Raw genomic sequence first — 18,124 nt, 5'->3', positions numbered from 1 at the left:
AAGGCATGGGACGGCGGCACGCGGCATACAAAATGGTGTCGATGGTCCTCGGCACAAATATTGTGCGGAAAGAGCTCGGATTGCCGGAGGCACAATGCCTCGCGGCGGAAGGGCGCTATTCGCTGACCGTTGTAAGAGGATGAGAAGCGGTTCCGATCCGACGATCCACGCAATCTTCGCAACCAGAGAGCGGGCTTGAGCTGCAGCCTTGCACCGATCCCAGGGTCGATTGATGGCAGGCCCGCATCATGAAACGGACGAGCGTAAAATGCCGGTATCAACGGTCGAAAAGGATGATCTGGTCAGGTCAACTATGGCTCATTGGGGCCCGCGATTCATATCCAATGGCGTGGCATTGGCGGATTTCGAAGAGATCACGGCCAACCTCAGATCGTGGGAAGGCTGGTGCCGCGCGTGGTCGGCGCGTGCCGCAGACTACGAGAAAATGGGCCGGCTCGCTCTCGCGGACCGCAATCTTCTGACTGCCGGCGAACATTTCAACCGTGCGGCAGTGTATTATCATTTCGCAAAGTTTCTTTTCGTGCACGATCTTCCACAGATGAAGGCCGCACATATGAGTGCGGTGGCTTGCCGCACCGAAGCATTGCCTCATCTGCGCCCAAGCGGCGAACGTGTCAGCGTCCCCTATGAAGGCCAGCATCTGTATGGGATTTTGAGAAAGCCGACTGGAGCAGAAAGGCCGCCCGTTCTAGTCATGATTGTCGGTCTCGATTCGGCGAAGGAGGAGACCGATGCCTATGAGCAGCCATTTCTGGCGCGCGGCATTGCAACCCTGGTTTTCGATGGTCCCGGACAGGGAGAAGCCGAATATGACCTTGCAATCCGCGGCGACTACGAAACCCCGGTCAAGGCTGTGTTCGACTGGCTGGAAGGACGCAAGGATATCGACATCGATCGCGCGGCATTGTGGGGCGTCAGCTTGGGCGGCTATTACGCCGCGCGGGCGGCGGCTTTTGAAAAGCGCGCGAAAGCCTGCATCTCACTCGCCGGCCCCTTCAATCTGGCTGAATGTTGGGATCAGATGCCCGAGTTGACCCGCAACACGTTCCGCGTGCGCGCGAAATGCGAGACCATGGCGCAGGCGAAGCAACATGCCAAGGCGCTCTCGCTCGATGGTGTGGCGCGGAAGATCGCCTGCCCGCTCTATATCGTCTCCGGCAAGCGCGATCGCGTCATTCCCTGGCAGCATGCCGAGCGCTTGTCGCGAGAGACCGGCGCAGAAGCCGTTTTCAATCTGATCGAAGACGGCAATCACATTGCAAACAACCGGCCGTATCGCTGGCGATCGCAATGCGCCGACTGGCTCGCGCGGCAACTCGGCACGTCGACATTGTAAGGCTGTTTCCCGCCTGCCGCCCATGACGTTCGAGGCACGCTTTGGCATCGATGCTTCCACCGATACGGCGAGGCCAACGATGAAGACGACGCGACGCCGATTTCACAGCATAAACCATAGGGAGGCGGCCGCGCATACCGCCCCCGTCTCTCGCCGCCTCACATTCTCTCCAATTCTCCGTGGCCGCCCGCGGCGATTCACGGCGCAACATGACCCTTGAAGACCAGCGAGAGGTCCGACAGGGGCGCGCGCATGCGCAATTCTCAAAAGGCGTGCAGGCCAGTGCGCAGCCTTATTTCTTTTCCTTCTTCATCCGCTCCTTGACCGGATCTTTCACATTTTCGAACCGCTCAAGCTCGACATTCACGAGTTCGCTACCGACGCGCTCAACTCTGCGAATATAAACCGTCTGAATGACGTCCCGCGTTTCCGGATCGATGGTCATCGGGCCGCGCGGGCTCTCCCAGCTCATGCCCTTGGCCGCGTTGACGAGGCTCTCACCGTCGGCTTTGCCGCCGGTTTGCTTCAGCGCCTCATAGATCAGATGCATGCCGTCATAACCGTGGGCCGCGAAGAAGTTCGGATTGCGCTTGTATTCCTCGAAATACGCCTTCACGAAATCCTTGTTCTTCTGGGAAGTGTGATTGAAATCGTAGTGAAAACCGGTGATGATCCCCAGCGCGGCGTCTCCCATGTTGCGGAGCGCGGTTTCGTCTGCGATCTCGCCCTGGCCCATCAGTTTGATGTGTTTCGGATTGAGGCCGCGCTCCGACATGGCTTTCGCAAGGGCGGGCGGTTGCGCGCCGCCCGGGACGAACACGAAGATGCCGTCTGGATTGAGGTCCTTGGCCCGCTGCACGAAGGCGGAGAAATCCGGATTCGCCAGCGGCAACCTGACCGAGCCGACCACTTCGCCACCGGCCTCCTTGAAGGTCCGGAGAATTCCCTCCTCGGAGTCATGGCCCGGGGCGTAGTCTGACACCATCGTGTACAGGCGCTTGACGCCATTCTTGTAGGCCCATGTTCCCAGCGCCTCGGTATTCTGGCCGAGCGTCTGTGATACGCGCACGATATAGGGCGACCGCATGGTGATGGTCGGAGCGGTGGCCGTCATGACCACCATGAATTTCTTCGCCTCGGCGGAGACGTCGCCGGCCGCGAATGCATTGGGTGTCAGGATGAAGCCCGCGATGATGTCGATGCCGTCCCGCACGACCATTTCCTGCGCGAGTCGCTTTGCCACATCCGGAGCCGAGCCGCCCACATCCTTTCGGATGATCTCGATCTTCCGGCCGGCGACGGTGTCGCCGTGCTGTTTCATGTAAAGCTTGATGCCGTTGTCCGTCTGTATCGCGGTATCAGCGAACTGTCCCGAATAGGGCAAGATGAGCCCGATCTTGAGGGGTTTTTCAGCGCTTGCCGGAGCCATGCCGCCAAGGACGGCTGCGGCCAGCGCGCATAGGCCGATTGCGACTTTCTGCATGATATCCTCCCTTTGTGGTCCACGTGTTCTCGTCGTTCTTGTGCCCTTTCGGGCAGGTCATTGCGGCGGTGAAGAAATTCCCTCGTAGCGATTCCGCCCTTGCACGAGTGCGCGCATCTTGCCGTCGGCAATGTAGCGCTTGAGCATCCAGAAGCCGCAGTCCGGATGAATGTACTTGATGCGGCCGGAGCCGAGCACCTTCTGCGCATGTTCGAGCGTGCGCGCGACCTCGTCGGCGCTTTCGATCACGGTGGATTTCACGTCGATCACGCCGATCCCGAGACCAATGCCATCACGCACATCCTTGAACACGGACAGTTCCTCGCGCGGCCGGTGGCGCGTCTCCATGACGATATGATCGACCTGAAGCGCGTTGAGGTAGTTGACCAGCTTGTCCCACGCACCTTTCTGCGTGCTCTGTCCGCCATAATTGCCGAAGCACAGATGCACGGCGGCGAGCCCCTTTACGGAAGTGGCCACACGGTTCAGCGCGGCGGCAGCCCATTCCCATTCGTCCGGATTACCCGGAAGGTTGGCTTCGTCGATCTGCACCACATCGGCGTCGACATGCTTGATCTGATCGGCAAGCGCGTCCGCGAGCGCCATCGCGAGATCCGGAACGTTCTTGTAGTGATGATCAAGCAGGGTCTTCGCCAGCATGTGCGGGCCGGTCACCGTGAACTTGAATGGGCGCGTCGCGAACTGCTTGGATTGCGCAGCGGCCTGCGGCAAGTCGAGCGTGCCGGAACCGACCGGCCCATCGACCACGGCTGCCGGCCGGGTGCGCAGCATGATCTTGTTGTTCGCGCGGTAGGCGTTGAATTCGTCGAAGCTCAGACGGGCCCGTATCCCTGACATCGGATGTACGAAATAATCGATCATCCCGTTGGTTTCGGGATGGTTCACGTCGAAGCGGGACAACTCACCGTCGCAGACGAGATCGATGCCGGCCTGCTCCTGTGTGTTGAGCACCACACGGGTCGCATCGATCAAGGCTTGTTCGGAGGGGAGTGCGATCAGCCAGTCAGGCACCGGATAGGAACCAACCACGGTTGTCTTGATGCGCGGTTGTCCGGCCATCACGTCTTCATTCCCGATCGGCGCCCGCGTTTCAACATTGCTTTCAACGGCGCATTTTCCTAAACATAGGATGGTAGGATGTTTAAGTCAAACCTCGCCCCATTGAGTTGAAGGAAGCGCTTGTGGACTTGCCTGTTCTGATTGTCGGAGCCGGACCGGGAGGTCTTGTGCTCGCTTGCGATCTTGCGCGACGCGGCGTGCGGTTGCGGGTCATCGAGCGCGACCTGCGTGCGCCGGATTATCGGTCCGGTTCCCGTGGAAAGGGGATGCAGCCGCGGACGCTTGAGGTCTACGATGATCTCGGGATGATGCCGGCGGTCCATGCGGCGGGCGGACCCTATTTCCCGGGCATGGGTTGGGACGGTCCGGTGCAGACCGGCGAGATCAAGCTGCCGCGTACCGATCCGAAATCGCCGACGCCCGATGTGCCCTATCCGAGCCCCTGGATGTTGCCGCAGCCGCGCGCGCTGGAAATTCTGCGCAATCAGCTGAAGGAGCTTGGCGGTGACGTCGAGTTCGCGGCGCAACTGCGAACTCTCGCGCGGGACGACGACGGTGTGACCGTGACGGTTGCGCATGCTAATGGCTCGACGGAGACCATCCGCTGCGCCTTCCTCATCGGCGCCGATGGTGCGCGCGGGGTGACGCGGACGGCGGCGGAGATTCCGTTCGTCAGCGAGCCTACGGACCAGCAGGCCATGGTGACGGCCGATGTCGTGATCGCCGGCCTTGGACGAAACCACTGGCACATGTGGGACAAGGCGCCCGGCGGGGCGCTCTGGCTGTTGCCGCTCGCGCAGACCGAGGCCTTTCAACTCTATGCGAAATACGATCACGGAGACCCCGACGTAACGGACGAAGGCCTCCGCCGCATGATTCACGAGCGGACAGGCAATGCCGGCCTCGACATCCGCGAGATCTGGTGGGCGTCGACGTTTTCCTCGCGCCTCGGGATGGCCGAGCGATTTCGCAAGGGTCGGGTCTTCCTCGTCGGAGACGCCGCGCATATCCATCCGCCGGCCGGCGGGCAGGGGATGAACACCAGCGTGCAGGATTCGTTCAATCTTGGCTGGAAGCTTGGTCAGGTGCTGCTTCATGGCGCGCCGGATTCTCTGCTCGACACCTACGAGGAAGAACGGCTGCCGATCGCTGCGAATCTTCTTCAGTTCGTCAGCCAGATACACAAGAACTGGATGGGCACGGGCGGGGCGGGGCAGCCCCAGGGCGACTCCCAGCAGATCGGCCTCAACTATCGCGGCGGCACGCTGACACGACATGAGCCGACCGACGGGCTGATTCAGGCCGGCGACCGCGCGCCTGATGCGCCGCTGCAGGACTCCAAGGGTGCTTCATTGCGGATGTTCGATATCCTGCGAGGGCCGCACTTCACCGTTCTGGCGCTCGGCGGCTTCGAGCCGCCGCAACTCGACAAGCGTTTCGGCGATGCCGTCCGCATCCATTCGATCGTTGAAGCCGCGCCTTCGGCCGGCAAAGCAAGGAACGGCGCGTTGGTCGATATCGGCGGTCACGCGCACAAGCATTATGGCCATGCGGTCATTGTGATCCGGCCGGATAACTATCTTGGTTACGCGAGCGCCGGCCCCGCCGCAGCCAAAGGTGCGGCGGATTATCTTGCGCGCTTCTTCGGGTGATCAGTCTGTCGGGTTCGCACCTGGTGCGGAATGACGATCAGCCGCGCTGCATCTCGGTCAGCCGCTGAATGCGCGGCATGAGGATATTGCGCGCAGTATTGGCCGCGCCTTCCTCATCCTGCCGGATGATGGCGTCGACGATTGCCTGATGCTCGGCGATGCCGGGTTCGGCGAGTTCGCCGTCATCCCGAATGGTGCGGGCATGCGTGGCAATCGAGAGCGCGAAGTATCGGTAAAGCTCCTCGATCGCCTGATTATGCGCAGCTGCGGCTACCGCAAGGTGAAACGCGCGGTCGCGCTGGATGAAATCTTCCACCGGTTCGCCCGGGCGCCGGGCGCCCCGCGTCTTGACCGCCCGTTGCAGGACCGCGATATCAGCATCGGTCCGCCGCCGCGCGGCGAAGCGCGCAGCCTCGGCTTCCAGAATGCTTTGCATTTCAAGGTGATCGCGGAGACTCGAGCGGTTGATCCGCTGCAGCGTCTCGACCGGATCGACGGTACGACGGACATAGGTCCCGTCGCCCTGGCGAACCTCGAGCATGCCGGAATGCGCGAGCACCTTTACCGCTTCGCGAATGGTGTTGCGCCCGACATTCAGCGCACTGGCGAGTTCCGCCTCCGGCGGGATGCGATGGTCAACGCGCCAGGTGCCGTCCCTCACTTTCGCCCGCAGAATATCGATCACTGACGCCACGAGCGAACGGCGGTCGGCTGGGGGAAGCGATCGATTGGCGGTCATGGCAACGCCATACACATAGCGGAGCGAAACTACAACGTCCGCGTGAAGAGGCTCGAAGAGAAAGGGAGCGGATGAAGGCTATTGCCCGCCGCATCCGGTTCGGGAGCGACCAGTCGCCAACGGCGATACCGCCGGCCCATAGTCGCAATCAGAGCGCATCGCGAAGCCGCGGTCTTTCGGGGCGCGGCTGTGCGTTTCGCCAAAACCTTGGGCAACGGACTGGTATTGCAACTATTGCAGATTCTCGGCGACGATTTCCTCCAGGATACTGCGTGAGCCCGAAACGAATTGTCTCACGTCGTCTGCGATGATGGCATAGCGATCGGTCCCTTCGGGGACCGGCATGCCGTAAACGAACTTGCGGATGGCGATATAGAAGAAACGGCCATGCAGCCCCCAGAACAGTTCGTGCTCCCGCGGCGTAATGGGGATGACCTCTGCGGATGGCAGACCGAATTCGTGTCTGGCTTCATTCAATGCCGGTATTCCGATTTGCTCCATCACTATCGCAAGATAGCGGCTGTTGATGTCAAAGGATTTGAGGCCGGAAAAAATGAAGATTCGGACCCAGTCGTAATTGAAGATCTGATCGGAATACTCGCAGTAGAATTGCGTCAATCGCGCTTCCAGTGTGTGTGACCGGTCCTTGATGAGATCCGCCCAATGCTTTTGCCATCCGCCGAGATAGACGTGCTGGTAGACACGCTCGATCAAGGCTTCCTTGCTGGGATAGTGCCGGTAGATCGCCGAATGTGCGATGCCGATCCTCTTGGCGAGTTCCCGCGTCTGCCCCTCAAAGCCGTGCTCGGCGAAGAACCGGATCGCCGACTCAAGGATGACCTTTTCCCGCTCCGGCGCGCGCAGATTCTTGCGGCGCGGCGGCAGCCTGACACTGCGCTTTGCGTAGGCAGCCGCCTTCGACCTGCCGGCAGGTTTTTTCCGCGTCCGGGCTCCGCCTGACGATCCTTGTCGCATATCGCTCCCGACAGACTTTCCTCGCATTGCTGCGCTGCGTTTTTTTCGCTCCGCGAACAAACAGACCAATTGGTAATTTCCGTTGACCCGCGGCGTCCAAGGTTCTAGAACATTTGTGACCAGTTGGTAACAAAAACATAAGAAGAAGCTGTCGTCGGGGAGAAGGCGTGAAGCCGCGTGCGTTCAACTATGTCCGTGTGGGCTCGCTTGATCAGGCGTTCGAGGCCTATGCGTCTGTGCGCGGTGCGGGTTGCTATTTGGCCGGCGGACAGAGCCTCGTTCCGGCATTGTCGCTCCGGTTTCAGTCGCCCGAGCTTCTGATCGACATTTCGAATATCGCGGCGTTGCGCGGGATTTCGCTGGACGGTGACTTTCTGCGTATCGGCGCGCTGGTGCGGCATGCGGAGATTTTGCGATCGCACGATATCGCAACGCACGCGCCTCTCCTGAGTCTCGCAGCGCCTTATGTGGCGCATCCGGCAATCCGGAATTGCGGAACCATCGGCGGCAGTATCGCGCTCGCGGATCCGGCCGCGGAATTTCCCGCAATGGCCCTCGCGCTCGACGCCGAGTTTGAGCTCGCCAATGCGTCCGGCCTGCGCCGGGTGAGGGCTGACGGCTTCTTTCGCGGACTATACGAAACCGCGCTGCAGCCGGGCGAGATACTGACCGCCATCCTTATCCCCTCGTTCGGAATCAACGAGCGCTGTGCCTTTGACGAACTGTCGCGGCGGCGCGGCGATTACGCGCTCGTGGGCGCGGGCGTTCAGGCGACAGTGTCGCGCGATCGTGTTGACGAAATCAGAATTGCTTTTCTGTCGGTCGGCGCGACGCCGATCCGCGCCCGCTGCGCCGAAGCCGCGGTCAAAGGCCGCGTAATCTCAGCGGGAAGCATAGCCGCGGCGCAAGCTGCACTGGATCAGGATCTCGATCCGGACGAAGACAGGGAAACCAGTCCTGCCATGCGCATTCATCTTGCGCGTGTTCTGCTCGGGCGGCTGCTCGGCCGGATCGGCGACCCTCACGGACCCTCCGGGAGAGGTGGAGCGTGAACGGCGAGATTCCGATTTCGTGCGTCGTCAACGGCGAAGCGGTCGGGCGCCTCGTCGAACCACGCATGTCGCTCGCCGATTTCCTGCGTACGGAACTCGAACTGACCGGCACCCATCTTGGATGCGAGATGGGTGCATGCGGCGCGTGCCTGGTTATGCTTGAGGGCAGGGCGGTTCATTCCTGTCTGATGTTCGCCGTACAGGCTGATGGAATGCGCATCGAGACCATCGAGGGGCTTAGTGATCGCAAAGCCATCGCCGATATCCAGAAGGCCTTCCATGAGCGTAACGCTCTGCAATGCGGTTTCTGTACCGCCGGCATGCTGATCGCGGCCCACGAAATGCTGAGCGGCGGAGCGGAGCTCAACCGGACGGACATCCGGGACGGTCTGTCTGGCAATTATTGCCGTTGCACCGGATACGAGGCCATCGTCGATTCCATCGAACAGGTCGCGAAAGCGAGGCGGATGGAGATGAGAGATGGTTGCGCCGTAAGCCCCGCCGAACTTGTTGGGCAGGCCAGATGAACAAGCCGCTTGGGACGCTCGACCGGCCGAACAGCTATATCGGCCGCTCCGTCACCCGCCCCAACGCGCGACGGCTGCTCGCCGGCAAGGGACGGTATGCAGCCGACATAACTTTGCCGCGTATGCTTCACGTTGCGTTCGTTCGCAGCCCATACGCGCATGCGGAGTTGGCGTCCATCGACATTCGGGCCGCGAAGGCGATGCCTGGCGTGCATCTCGTTGCGACCGGCGAAGACCTGGCGAAGCTCTGCAAGCCCTGGGTCGGAACACTGGATCATTTCCGCGGCATGAAATCCCCGCCGCAATTGCCGCTCGCGGTAGGCAAGGTGGTATGGGCCGGACAGGCTGTTGTTGCTGTGGTGGCGCAGACCCGGGCACTTGCAGAAGACGCGGCTGAACTCGTCGATATCGCATACCATGAACTGGCCGCGATAACCGACATCGACGCGGCGCGCGATCCGCAATCGCCGAGGATCAATGCGGAGTTCGATGACAACACGGCATTTCGCCTGACGCTCGAGAGCGGTGATGTCGATACGGCGTTTTCAAACGCTGCGGTGACGATCGAAGAGACCTTGCATTTCGGCCGGCACACGCCGGTTACTCTCGAGCCGCGCTCGATCATAGCCGACTACAATGCGAGCGAGGAACAACTCACCGTTCATCACAGCACGCAGACACCCTATCAGTTCCAGGATCTATACAGCCGGCATTACGGCCTCCGGGAGTCCCGCGTGCGGGTGATCGCGCCGGACATAGGCGGCTCGTTCGGCATGAAGCTGCATGTTTATCACGAGGACATGGCGGTCATCGGGTTGAGCATCCTGGCCGGCCGGCCTGTAAAGTTTGTCGCGGACCGACTCGAATCCTTCGTATCTGACATCCACGCCCGCGACCATCGGGTCAAGGCCAGTATCGCCGTTGATGCGTCGGGACACATCCTCGGCATGCAGGTCGACGATGTCACGGCGGTCGGCGCATTCTCGACTTATCCTCGTACAAGCGTCGTGGAAGGAAACCAGGTCATCCGCCTGATCGGAGCGCCGTACACGTTTCGCAATTACCGTGCGGATTTGAGCGTAGTCTTCCAGAACAAGGTGCAGACGAGCCAATATCGCGCCGTGGGGCACCCTGTTGCTTGCGCTGTGACCGAGTCTCTGGTGGACAGGGCAGCGCGAAAGATCGGCCTGGACCCGTTCGAATTCCGTCGCCGCAATATCATTACGCAGGACATGTATCCGTACACGTCCCCGACGGGATACCGCTTTGAACGTCTTTCGCATGAAGCATGCCTCGAAAAGCTGCATGCGCTGATGGATTACCGGGGCCTTGTTGCGGAGCAGAAGGCGCTCCGCCGCAAGGGCATCCATCGTGGCATCGGCATCGCGATGTTTGTCGAGATTACAAATCCGTCTCCCGCGTTCTACGGCGTTGGCGGCGCGCGAATTTCAGCTCAGGACGGCGCGATCGTGAAGCTTACGCCATCGGGCGAGGTCCAGTGCCTCATCAGTGTCGGCGAGCACGGTCAGGGTACGGAAACGATCGTTGCGCAGATCGTCGCCGAACAGCTCGGCGTCGAATATGACTGCGTTCGTGTCATCACCGGCGATACCGACACGACGCCGCAGGGCGGCGCCAACTGGGCGTGCCGCGGAGCCGGAATCGGCGGTGAGACCGCGTTTCAGGCTGCCAGGATACTGAGACGCAACGTCCTCACCGTGGCCGCCGCCATCATGCAGGCGCAGGCTGAGGATTTCGATATTCAAAATGGCCAGATTGTCCACAAAGCGACCGGCGCACCCCGGATATCGCTCTCCGAGGTGGCGCGCATCGTCTACTACCGGTCCGATACGCTGCCAGCGGGCCTGAATCCGCAGTTGACTGCGGCGCACCATTTTTCGCCTGGCGGATATCCGTTTGCATTCACCAACGGCGTGCAAGGCTGCCATGTCGAAGTGGATGTGGAGACCGGCTTTACGAAGGTGCTGGGTGTCTGGGTCGCGGAAGATTGTGGGCGCATCATAAATCCGATGCTCGTGGATGAGCAGGTCCGAGGCGGCGTTGTGCAGGGACTCGGCGCTGCCTTCTTCGAAGAGTGCTGTTACAGCGAGAGTGGTCAGCTCGAGAACGGCTCTATGATGGATTATCTGGCGCCGATGGCGTGCGAAATGCCGGATATCAAGATCGCGCATATCGAAACGCCGACGCGCGACACAGAGCTCGGTGCAAAGGGCTGCGGCGAGGCCGGGACCGCCGCTGCATCGGCCGCGGCCTTGAATGCCGTCAATGATGCGATTGCGCCTTTCAACGCGAGCATCTCGCAGATACCGATCACGCCGCAACGCTTGCTGCGTGCTTTGGGGCATGCATGACCAACGCGAGGCGGGCGATGACATCAGAAATGACGGAGAACGAGCTGTGACATCCACCCCGACCTGCAGCTTTCTGACCGGGGGCGATATCGCCCCGGAGCAAATTGAGCCGGCGGGGATGTTCGGCGCGCTTGCGGAACTGTTTCGTGGCGCCGACTTCACCTTTCTCAACGTCGAGCATCCGCTCTCTCAAAAAGGTACTCCGGTTCGCGGCAAGCGCTTTCTTCATCGCGGCCGCAATGAGCACGTGCAGGGTCTTGTCGAGGCCGGCGTGTCTGCGATCAATCTGGCCAACAATCATATTCTCGATTTCGGCGACGACGCCCTGCTGGACACGATTGATCAGCTCGATAAGAACCGAATTCCTTATTTTGGCGCGGGAGCGAATATCGACGTCGCATCGGCGCCGCTGATCACCGAGAAGAACGGCGTCAAGATCGGTCTGCTGGGCTACACCTCGACACTGCCGACCGGATTTGCGGCCGGGCCGCGGATGGCGGGAGTGAATCCGTTGCGCGTACGGACCGCCTATCGCCCCGCCTACAATCTCGACGAACTGCCCGGCACGGCGCCCATCATCGAGACATGGCCTGCCGCCGAAGATCTGTCCCGGCTGACGTCACAGGTCAGCGCGCTAAAGCAAATCGTCGATGTCGTGCTGGTCTATGTGCACTGGGGCGTCTCGATGGTGCCGCAGGTTCACGAACATCAGCGTACCATCGGACAGGCGGCTATAGACGCCGGCGCCGACGCAGTCTTCGGCGGGCATCAACACGTCGTTTCGGCCGTCGAGTTTCATCGCGGCAAGCCCATCGTCCACTGCACCGGCGATCTTGTCTTCGACGTGGTCGAGCCCTGGTTTGACGCCTCGACGGAGCGGAATTTTCTTTTTGGCGCCACTCTCACCAAGAATGGCCTGGTTGATTGTTACGCGCTCGGTTGCCGGACGGGTATTGGCCGCGCGCCGACCTTGCAGCCGCCTGGCACGCCAATCGGCGACAGGATCGCAGCCGACCTGAAGCTGTTCAGCGAGCCCTATGGCACGGCGGTGGATGTATCGGGCGATCGGATACGCCTGTCGCCAAGCGCTGCGCAGCCGTTTGTTCCGCGCTTCGGGGCTGCGCTTCATACAATGGGTTACCCGTCGTCGACGCTGCACGAAGCCGCACCAATTGCGCAGGCCCCAGTCAAGTCGAGCGGCGAACAATATCTGAAATGATGGAAGGCTGTGTCAGGTCGTGCAGTTACTGGAGGAACTGCAATCGTCAAATGTGACGGTCCGTTCGCCTATGGGACGGCCGTTCTGAGAGTTCACACCAAACCTACTACTAGTGGTCATAAAGGGAGGACTGAATGACAACAATCAGAAGGGTTGCCATCGCTGTCGCGATTCTTGCGATGAGCGCCGGCGCGGCCATGGCGTCGGAATTTCCGGACAAGACTGTGACGATCATTGTACCGTTCCCGCCGGGGGGCGTCGCCGACCAGACGGCACGGCCAATGGCTGCGGCGCTGGAAAAGCACTGGAAACAGCCCGTTGTTGTCTCCAACAAGCCTGGCGCGGCCGGTGGACTCGGAATGCGAGCGACCGCGGACGCAAGACCGGACGGCTATACGATCATGACAACGACGACCGCCATCACGGCCTTGCCGGTATCCGACGCGGTGATGGGACGGACGTCGCTGATTTCGCCGTCCATGTTTGCGCCGCTTGCGCGCATTTCTGCCGACCCGCTGATCATGGTCGTGAAGGCCGACGCGCCATGGAAGACTTTCGCGGATTTCGTGAAGGACGCGAAGGCCAATCCCGGACAAATCGCCTACGCATCGTCTGGGACATACGGTCCGGTGCATCTGCCGGCGGAGATGATGGCGCATGCTGCTGACATCAAGCTCAAGCACGTGGCGTATACCGGAGGGGGGCCGTCGATTACCGCCCTGCTTGGTGGACATGTCGCCGCGACATTCGGTGGACCGGCGGTGCTCGCGCCGCTGATCAAGAGCGGCCAATTGCGCGCACTTGTCGGGACGGGTGGCAAGCGGGTTGCGCTTTTGCCGGACGTGCCGACGCTGATCGAGTCCGGCTATCCGGTCGAGTATTATCTCTGGGCGGGTCTGTTCACCTCCGCAAAGGTGCCCCCGGATGTCCTCAAGGACTTGCGCAACGGCATTGCCGCCGTCGTGAAAACTCCGGAGTATCAAAAGCAGATGGAAACGATTGGCGTTCCCGTCGAGTTCATGGACGGCGAGACGTTCGGGAAGTTCTGGAAAGAGGACGCCACCAAGATCGATGAAGCCATTCGACGCATCGGCAAAATCCAGTAGTTTCGCGAGCTATGCTGGAGAACCGGAGCGTTTCCGCTCTTATCATGATTGCTGCGGTCGCCTTTTCGGCCGCAGCGATCACGATGCCGATGGGGACGATAACAGCGCCCGGACCGGGACTGGTGCCGCTGCTGCTTTCCGTCGCAACGGCGATCGCCGCCGGGTCGGCTCTGTGGACATCGTTTCGCGGTCGGTCTGAAGAATCGACGACGGAAGATTCGCCGCGGCCGTTCAAGGCCATGATCATCTGCGCAATTCTGGCCGGAGCCATTTTCGCATTTGAAAGGATCGGCTTCCTCGCTACCAGTTTTCTTTGCGTCTTTATTCTTCTCAAATTCGTCGAGCGAAAGTCCTGGGCGGTATCGATCATTGTGCCCGCGATCCTCTCGGGCGGCTCTTATCTTGCCTTGACCCACTTGCTGCGCATGAATTTGCCCTGAGGTTGCATGGATATCTTCGCCAATCTTGCGCATGGGTTCTCGGTCGCGCTTTCGCCGGGGGTTCTCTGGTATGCTGTACTGGGCTGCGTCGTCGGCACGCTGGTCGGCGTTTTGCCTGGCCTCGGGCCTCTGGCGGGCATGAGCCTCTTGCTGCCGTTGACGTACGGGATCTCGCCAACGAATGCGATCGTTCTTCTTGGCGGAATCTATTACGGCGCGATGTATGGCGGTTCCACCACCTCGATCCTGATGCGGATACCCGGCGAGGCGGCGTCGGTCGTCACCTGTATCGACGGATATGAAATGGCGCGAAAGGGGCGCGCCGGGCCGGCGCTCGCGGTCGCCGCGCTTGGGTCGTTCGTCGCGGGCACGCTGTCGCTCGTCGCGCTGATGCTTGTCGCCCCCCAGGTGGCACGGATCGCGTTGTTGTTCGGACCAGCGGAGTATGTCGGGCTCCTGTCGCTCGGTCTGGTTCTGCTCGCGTTTCTGGCGGAGGGCTCGCGGGTGAAGGCCGCGGCCATGGCTCTGCTCGGCTTGACGCTCGGCATGATCGGCATCGATCCTCTCACCGCGCATGGCCGTCTTATGTTCGACATTCCGGAACTGAGCGACGGACTTGGGTTGGTACCCATGGCTGTCGGGCTATTCGGGCTTTCGGAAGTCTTGCTGTCGGTGTCGTCGAAGCAGCCCCAGGCCATGGCCGCACCCAAGCTGAGAGATCTGATTCTCTCGAGGGAAGACATCAAACGATCGGCTGGGCCGACCTTGCGCGGTACGGCGCTTGGCTTCGTGATCGGAATCATTCCGGGCTCAGCCCATGTCATTTCCAGCTTCCTCTCCTACGCCGTTGAAAAGCGGCTCTCGTCCCGCCCGGAAGAATTTGGCAAGGGCGCGATCGAGGGCGTGGCCGGTCCTGAATCGGCCAACAATGCGGCCGCCTGCAGCGCTTTTGTGCCGATGCTGGCGCTCGGCATTCCGGGAGGCGCAGTCCCGGCCGTCATGCTGGCGGCCATGATGACGCACGGGGTTTCACCCGGTCCAAATCTGATCACCGATCATCCGGACCTGTATTGGGGGTTCATTGCCAGCATGTATGTCGGCAATCTGGTGCTTCTGATCCTGAATCTGCCGATGGTGGGGCTTTTCGTCAGCGTGCTGCGCGTGCCGTATTCGATTCTTTATCCCGTCATCATCATGACCTGCATCATCGGGGTCTACAGCATCAATTCCAGTGTCTTCGAATTGTGGATCATGTTCGTCGCCGGCATTGTCGGCTACTTTTTCCGCCGCAACGGTTACGACCCGGCACCGCTCATCCTCGGTCTGGTCCTGGCACCGATGTTTGAAATGAGCCTGCGACAGGCTCTGACTCTCTCGTCGGGATCGTTCTCGATTTTCATCGATCGTCCAGTGGCGGCGATCCTGCTGCTGATGGCGTTTGGTCTCGCTGTAATCAGCATCGTCACAAGCATATCCCGAAAAAAGCTCACTCAGGAGAACTCTGCATGAGCAATTTCTGAGAACGACGGGTGAAGCAAACGGGGTGCCCCAAACCCCATAGGCCGACGTCCTGATCATCACTGCCGGCGATGAGCCAGACGGTCTTCGATCGATTGGACGCCGGTACATTTATCAACTGCGGCATGGAGGGCTTCCACGCAGTGTGTGCGCAACGGGAAGCCCGGATAAGGAAACCAATTCGAATGAGTAACGCTGCAAAGAAAGCTTGGTCGATCCCGCGCGGGATCATGCATCTGCCGGTCGCGACCTTCGATAAAGACCTGAAGTTAGACTTCGACACGAATGCGCGTCTGATCGAATTCGAGATCAAGCACGGCGCAACATCGATCTGCATCCTGATGCATCTGGCCGAGCAGCTCAATCTGTCGATGCAGGAACGCAAGGATCTGACCGAGCAATCGGTCAAGGCGGTTGCCGGTCGCGTGCCCGTTCTGGTGCATGTCAGCCTGTCCGGAACGGATCAAGTGATCGAACTCACCCAGCATGCTGAAAAGGCCGGCGCTGACGCAGTCGTCGCGATTGCTCCCTATTACTGGAAGCCGACCCAGGACCAGATCTACGAACACTTTGCGGCGATCATGTCTTCGACCGGGCTGCCATTTGTCGGGTACCATTCACCGGCATTCATGGACGGTATCGGCATCGCGCCCGCGACCCTGCTCCGCCTTGTGGAGCGGTTTCCGACACAATGTATTGGACTGAAGGAGGCAAGCCACAACTTCGAACAGTTCATCGAATTGCGTCGCGCCGGTCAGTCAATCAACCCGGACTTCGGTGTCATTACGGGCATCGAATACATCATCCCGGCCATGACGCTCGGCGGTGTCGGATCGATGTCGATCTTTGGCGGAGTCGCACCGCGCCTTGTGCAGAAGCTGTACGACCTGACGGTGCAGGGCAACCTGACCGAAGCATTGAAGCTGCAGGACAAGGCATCGGCGCTGTGGCAACTGGGCAAGGGCGGCTATCCGGCGCCAATCAAGACCATGATGGAGATCATGGGACGTCCGGTTGGAGAGACCAGACTTCCTCTCATTCCGACATCACCGGAGAAAAAGGCCCTCCTCGAGAAGGAGCTCGACAAGCTTGGTATCCTGCAATCCGAGCCGCACGGCTGGTAACTAAGAGGCCAGGAAGGCCGGCAAGTCGGGACAGCATCTTGTCCCGACTCTCTGGCGGACAGGGGGGCTCTGGGGCTTCCAGCACGGCGCTTTGCGCGTATCCGTTCTGGTTCTAGACGCGTCGCGTCACGCGATCTGGATATTTCGTCCATCGGGCTCGCCGCGGTGCCACGTCAGGACGTTCGCGCTCGCCCTCTGTTTACGGGGCATTCCGCCCTCGATCGCCGCCACAATACGATCTTGCGGGTCGAGGGAATAAGGCGCTGCCATCCATGCTGGCCTCCTTCCCAGCCAGCATGGTGAATCAGAAACCCGCTGATTTGCGAATCCCAATCGATTCAACCAAAGTTCATTCTGCTCCAGGCAGAAGCGAAGGATTGACTTGCATTCTGCTGACCCAAGTCCCTGGCGACCGCTCGCTTCTTGCATGTTACCTTCGGCCCACTTCCTGACTCCATAGAATGGGGCCTCGAGCCTCAAGGCGATCTTCGTCTCGACTTTCAGGGGCACGGTTGGATAGACCTATCGTTGAACGAGATGCGTTCTGGAATGCTTGCTCCGTCCGAAGGGAACAACAGCGACAGCGCCGAGAGACCAATCGCCATGGAAGATGAGCTCAATCTGTCGGGGACCGAAATCCGCAGGATCGCGGACATCGAATCCGTCGGATGGCCCATGCGATCGATCTTTCCGGATCCGAACGGAACCGCTCTTGAAGGCGTTGCAGCGAGATTTCCCAATGCCGTGCTTTCGCAGGAGAGCAATCTCAACCTGAGCTTCAATTCCTTTCTGATCCGGACACCACATTTCTGCGGCCTGATCGACTGCGGTGTCGGCAATCACAAGACGCGTCTCGACCGGCCCGCCTGGCACAGGCGCGAGGGGAATTTCATCGCGCGTCTTCGCGCATCCGGTATCGAGGTCACCGACATCGATCTTGTCATCAATACCCATCTGCATGCCGATCATGTCGGATGGAATACGACTCTTGCGGGCGACGGCTGGAAGCCGACATTTCCGAACGCGAGATATGTGGTTCCCAGAGAGGAACTGGACTTCTGGAGGGAGAAGTATCGATCCGATCCTCAGATTTTGCATGGCGCGTTCCATGACAGCGTGCAGCCCATCCTGGCCGAGGGCCTGTATTCGCCGGTCGAATTGCCGTGCGAAGTCGCGCCGAACCTCTGGCTCGAGGCCGCCCCCGGTCACACATTGGGGCTTGCGGTGGTTCGGTTCGTGACGCCTGAGCGGGAGGTCGTGTTTCTTTCCGACGTCCTTCATACGCCGCTTCAGTTCGCGCTTCCGATGATTTCGTCGAAGTTCTGTTTTGACCCGGACCAGGCGTCCCGGACGCGAATTAAATTCCTGGATGAGTGCGCAGAGCGCGGCGCCATCGTCGCAGCGTATCATTTTCCCCGGCCGGTCTTTGGCCGTGTGAATAAAGCCGGTGAAGGTTACGAGTTCGGGCCGGTTGTTTAGC

General features: G+C 60.5%; 15 protein-coding genes. 11 read left to right on the top strand and 4 right to left on the bottom strand.

Going from position 1 to position 18,124, the window contains the following annotated elements; translation table 11 throughout:
• Positions 1 to 268 precede the first annotated feature (268 nt).
• On the top strand, positions 269 to 1,357 hold the full coding sequence (locus tag AB7F49_RS21155; protein WP_428525964.1) for an alpha/beta hydrolase family protein: 1,089 nt from the start codon (positions 269 to 271) through the stop codon (positions 1,355 to 1,357).
• Positions 1,358 to 1,649: 292 nt separating this feature from the next.
• Here the strand turns inward: AB7F49_RS21155 and AB7F49_RS21150 are convergent, their stop codons facing one another.
• Positions 1,650 to 2,840 carry an ABC transporter substrate-binding protein gene (locus AB7F49_RS21150; RefSeq protein WP_428525962.1) on the bottom strand — a complete coding sequence of 397 codons (1,191 nt, stop codon included), beginning with the start codon at positions 2,838 to 2,840 and terminating at the stop codon, positions 1,650 to 1,652.
• A gap of 57 nt (positions 2,841 to 2,897) precedes the next feature.
• Entirely contained in the window at positions 2,898 to 3,920 is a 1,023-nt protein-coding gene (locus AB7F49_RS21145) for a cobalamin-independent methionine synthase II family protein (protein WP_428525960.1), read from the bottom strand.
• Positions 3,921 to 4,042: 122 nt separating this feature from the next.
• Here AB7F49_RS21145 and AB7F49_RS21140 point away from each other — a divergent pair, with 122 nt between their 5' ends.
• Complete coding sequence (locus AB7F49_RS21140; protein WP_428525958.1) at positions 4,043 to 5,572, top strand: FAD-dependent monooxygenase; 1,530 nt, start codon at positions 4,043 to 4,045, stop codon at positions 5,570 to 5,572.
• Between the two features lie 37 nt (positions 5,573 to 5,609).
• On the opposite strand, the gene AB7F49_RS21135 is transcribed toward AB7F49_RS21140, so the two are convergent.
• Positions 5,610 to 6,311 (bottom strand): FadR/GntR family transcriptional regulator, encoded by a 702-nt coding sequence (locus AB7F49_RS21135; protein WP_428525956.1) that lies wholly within the window; start codon positions 6,309 to 6,311, stop codon positions 5,610 to 5,612.
• 231 nt (positions 6,312 to 6,542) lie between these two features.
• Positions 6,543 to 7,286: a TetR/AcrR family transcriptional regulator gene (locus AB7F49_RS21130; protein ID WP_428525954.1), complete on the bottom strand. Its 744-nt coding sequence runs from the start codon at positions 7,284 to 7,286 to the stop codon at positions 6,543 to 6,545.
• Between the two features lie 167 nt (positions 7,287 to 7,453).
• Here AB7F49_RS21130 and AB7F49_RS21125 point away from each other — a divergent pair, with 167 nt between their 5' ends.
• The 9 genes from AB7F49_RS21125 to AB7F49_RS21085 all read left to right on the top strand — a co-directional run bounded on the left by AB7F49_RS21125 (position 7,454) and on the right by AB7F49_RS21085 (position 18,123).
• On the top strand, positions 7,454 to 8,338 hold the full coding sequence (locus AB7F49_RS21125) for an FAD binding domain-containing protein (RefSeq protein ID WP_428525952.1): 885 nt from the start codon (positions 7,454 to 7,456) through the stop codon (positions 8,336 to 8,338).
• Positions 8,335 to 8,865 (top strand): (2Fe-2S)-binding protein, encoded by a 531-nt coding sequence (locus tag AB7F49_RS21120; RefSeq protein WP_428525950.1) that lies wholly within the window; start codon positions 8,335 to 8,337, stop codon positions 8,863 to 8,865. Before AB7F49_RS21125 ends, AB7F49_RS21120 begins: the two co-directional genes overlap by 4 nt.
• The gene (locus AB7F49_RS21115) at positions 8,862 to 11,237 is read left to right on the top strand and encodes a xanthine dehydrogenase family protein molybdopterin-binding subunit (protein ID WP_428525948.1); all 2,376 of its coding nucleotides are present in this window, start codon (positions 8,862 to 8,864) and stop codon (positions 11,235 to 11,237) included. The genes AB7F49_RS21120 and AB7F49_RS21115 overlap by 4 nt, the downstream gene beginning before the upstream one ends.
• A 46-nt stretch (positions 11,238 to 11,283) precedes the next feature.
• A complete protein-coding gene (locus tag AB7F49_RS21110) occupies positions 11,284 to 12,456 on the top strand; it encodes a CapA family protein (RefSeq protein WP_428525946.1) in 1,173 nt (390 codons plus the stop codon).
• A gap of 134 nt (positions 12,457 to 12,590) precedes the next feature.
• Positions 12,591 to 13,562 carry a Bug family tripartite tricarboxylate transporter substrate binding protein gene (locus tag AB7F49_RS21105; protein ID WP_428525944.1) on the top strand — a complete coding sequence of 324 codons (972 nt, stop codon included), beginning with the start codon at positions 12,591 to 12,593 and terminating at the stop codon, positions 13,560 to 13,562.
• A gap of 11 nt (positions 13,563 to 13,573) precedes the next feature.
• On the top strand, positions 13,574 to 14,002 hold the full coding sequence (locus tag AB7F49_RS21100) for a tripartite tricarboxylate transporter TctB family protein (protein WP_428525942.1): 429 nt from the start codon (positions 13,574 to 13,576) through the stop codon (positions 14,000 to 14,002).
• A 6-nt stretch (positions 14,003 to 14,008) separates the two neighbouring features.
• Positions 14,009 to 15,511 (top strand): tripartite tricarboxylate transporter permease, encoded by a 1,503-nt coding sequence (locus tag AB7F49_RS21095; RefSeq protein WP_428525940.1) that lies wholly within the window; start codon positions 14,009 to 14,011, stop codon positions 15,509 to 15,511.
• 194 nt (positions 15,512 to 15,705) lie between these two features.
• Positions 15,706 to 16,644 (top strand): dihydrodipicolinate synthase family protein, encoded by a 939-nt coding sequence (locus AB7F49_RS21090; protein ID WP_428525938.1) that lies wholly within the window; start codon positions 15,706 to 15,708, stop codon positions 16,642 to 16,644.
• Between the two features lie 603 nt (positions 16,645 to 17,247).
• Entirely contained in the window at positions 17,248 to 18,123 is an 876-nt protein-coding gene (locus AB7F49_RS21085; protein ID WP_428525936.1) for an MBL fold metallo-hydrolase, read from the top strand.
• The last annotated feature ends 1 nt before the right edge of the window (position 18,124 follow it).

It is taken from the genome of Pseudorhodoplanes sp. (genome assembly GCF_050250235.1).
Classification (GTDB): Bacteria; Pseudomonadota; Alphaproteobacteria; order Rhizobiales; family Xanthobacteraceae; genus Pseudorhodoplanes.
This window is presented reverse-complemented; position numbering and strand designations above follow the sequence as displayed.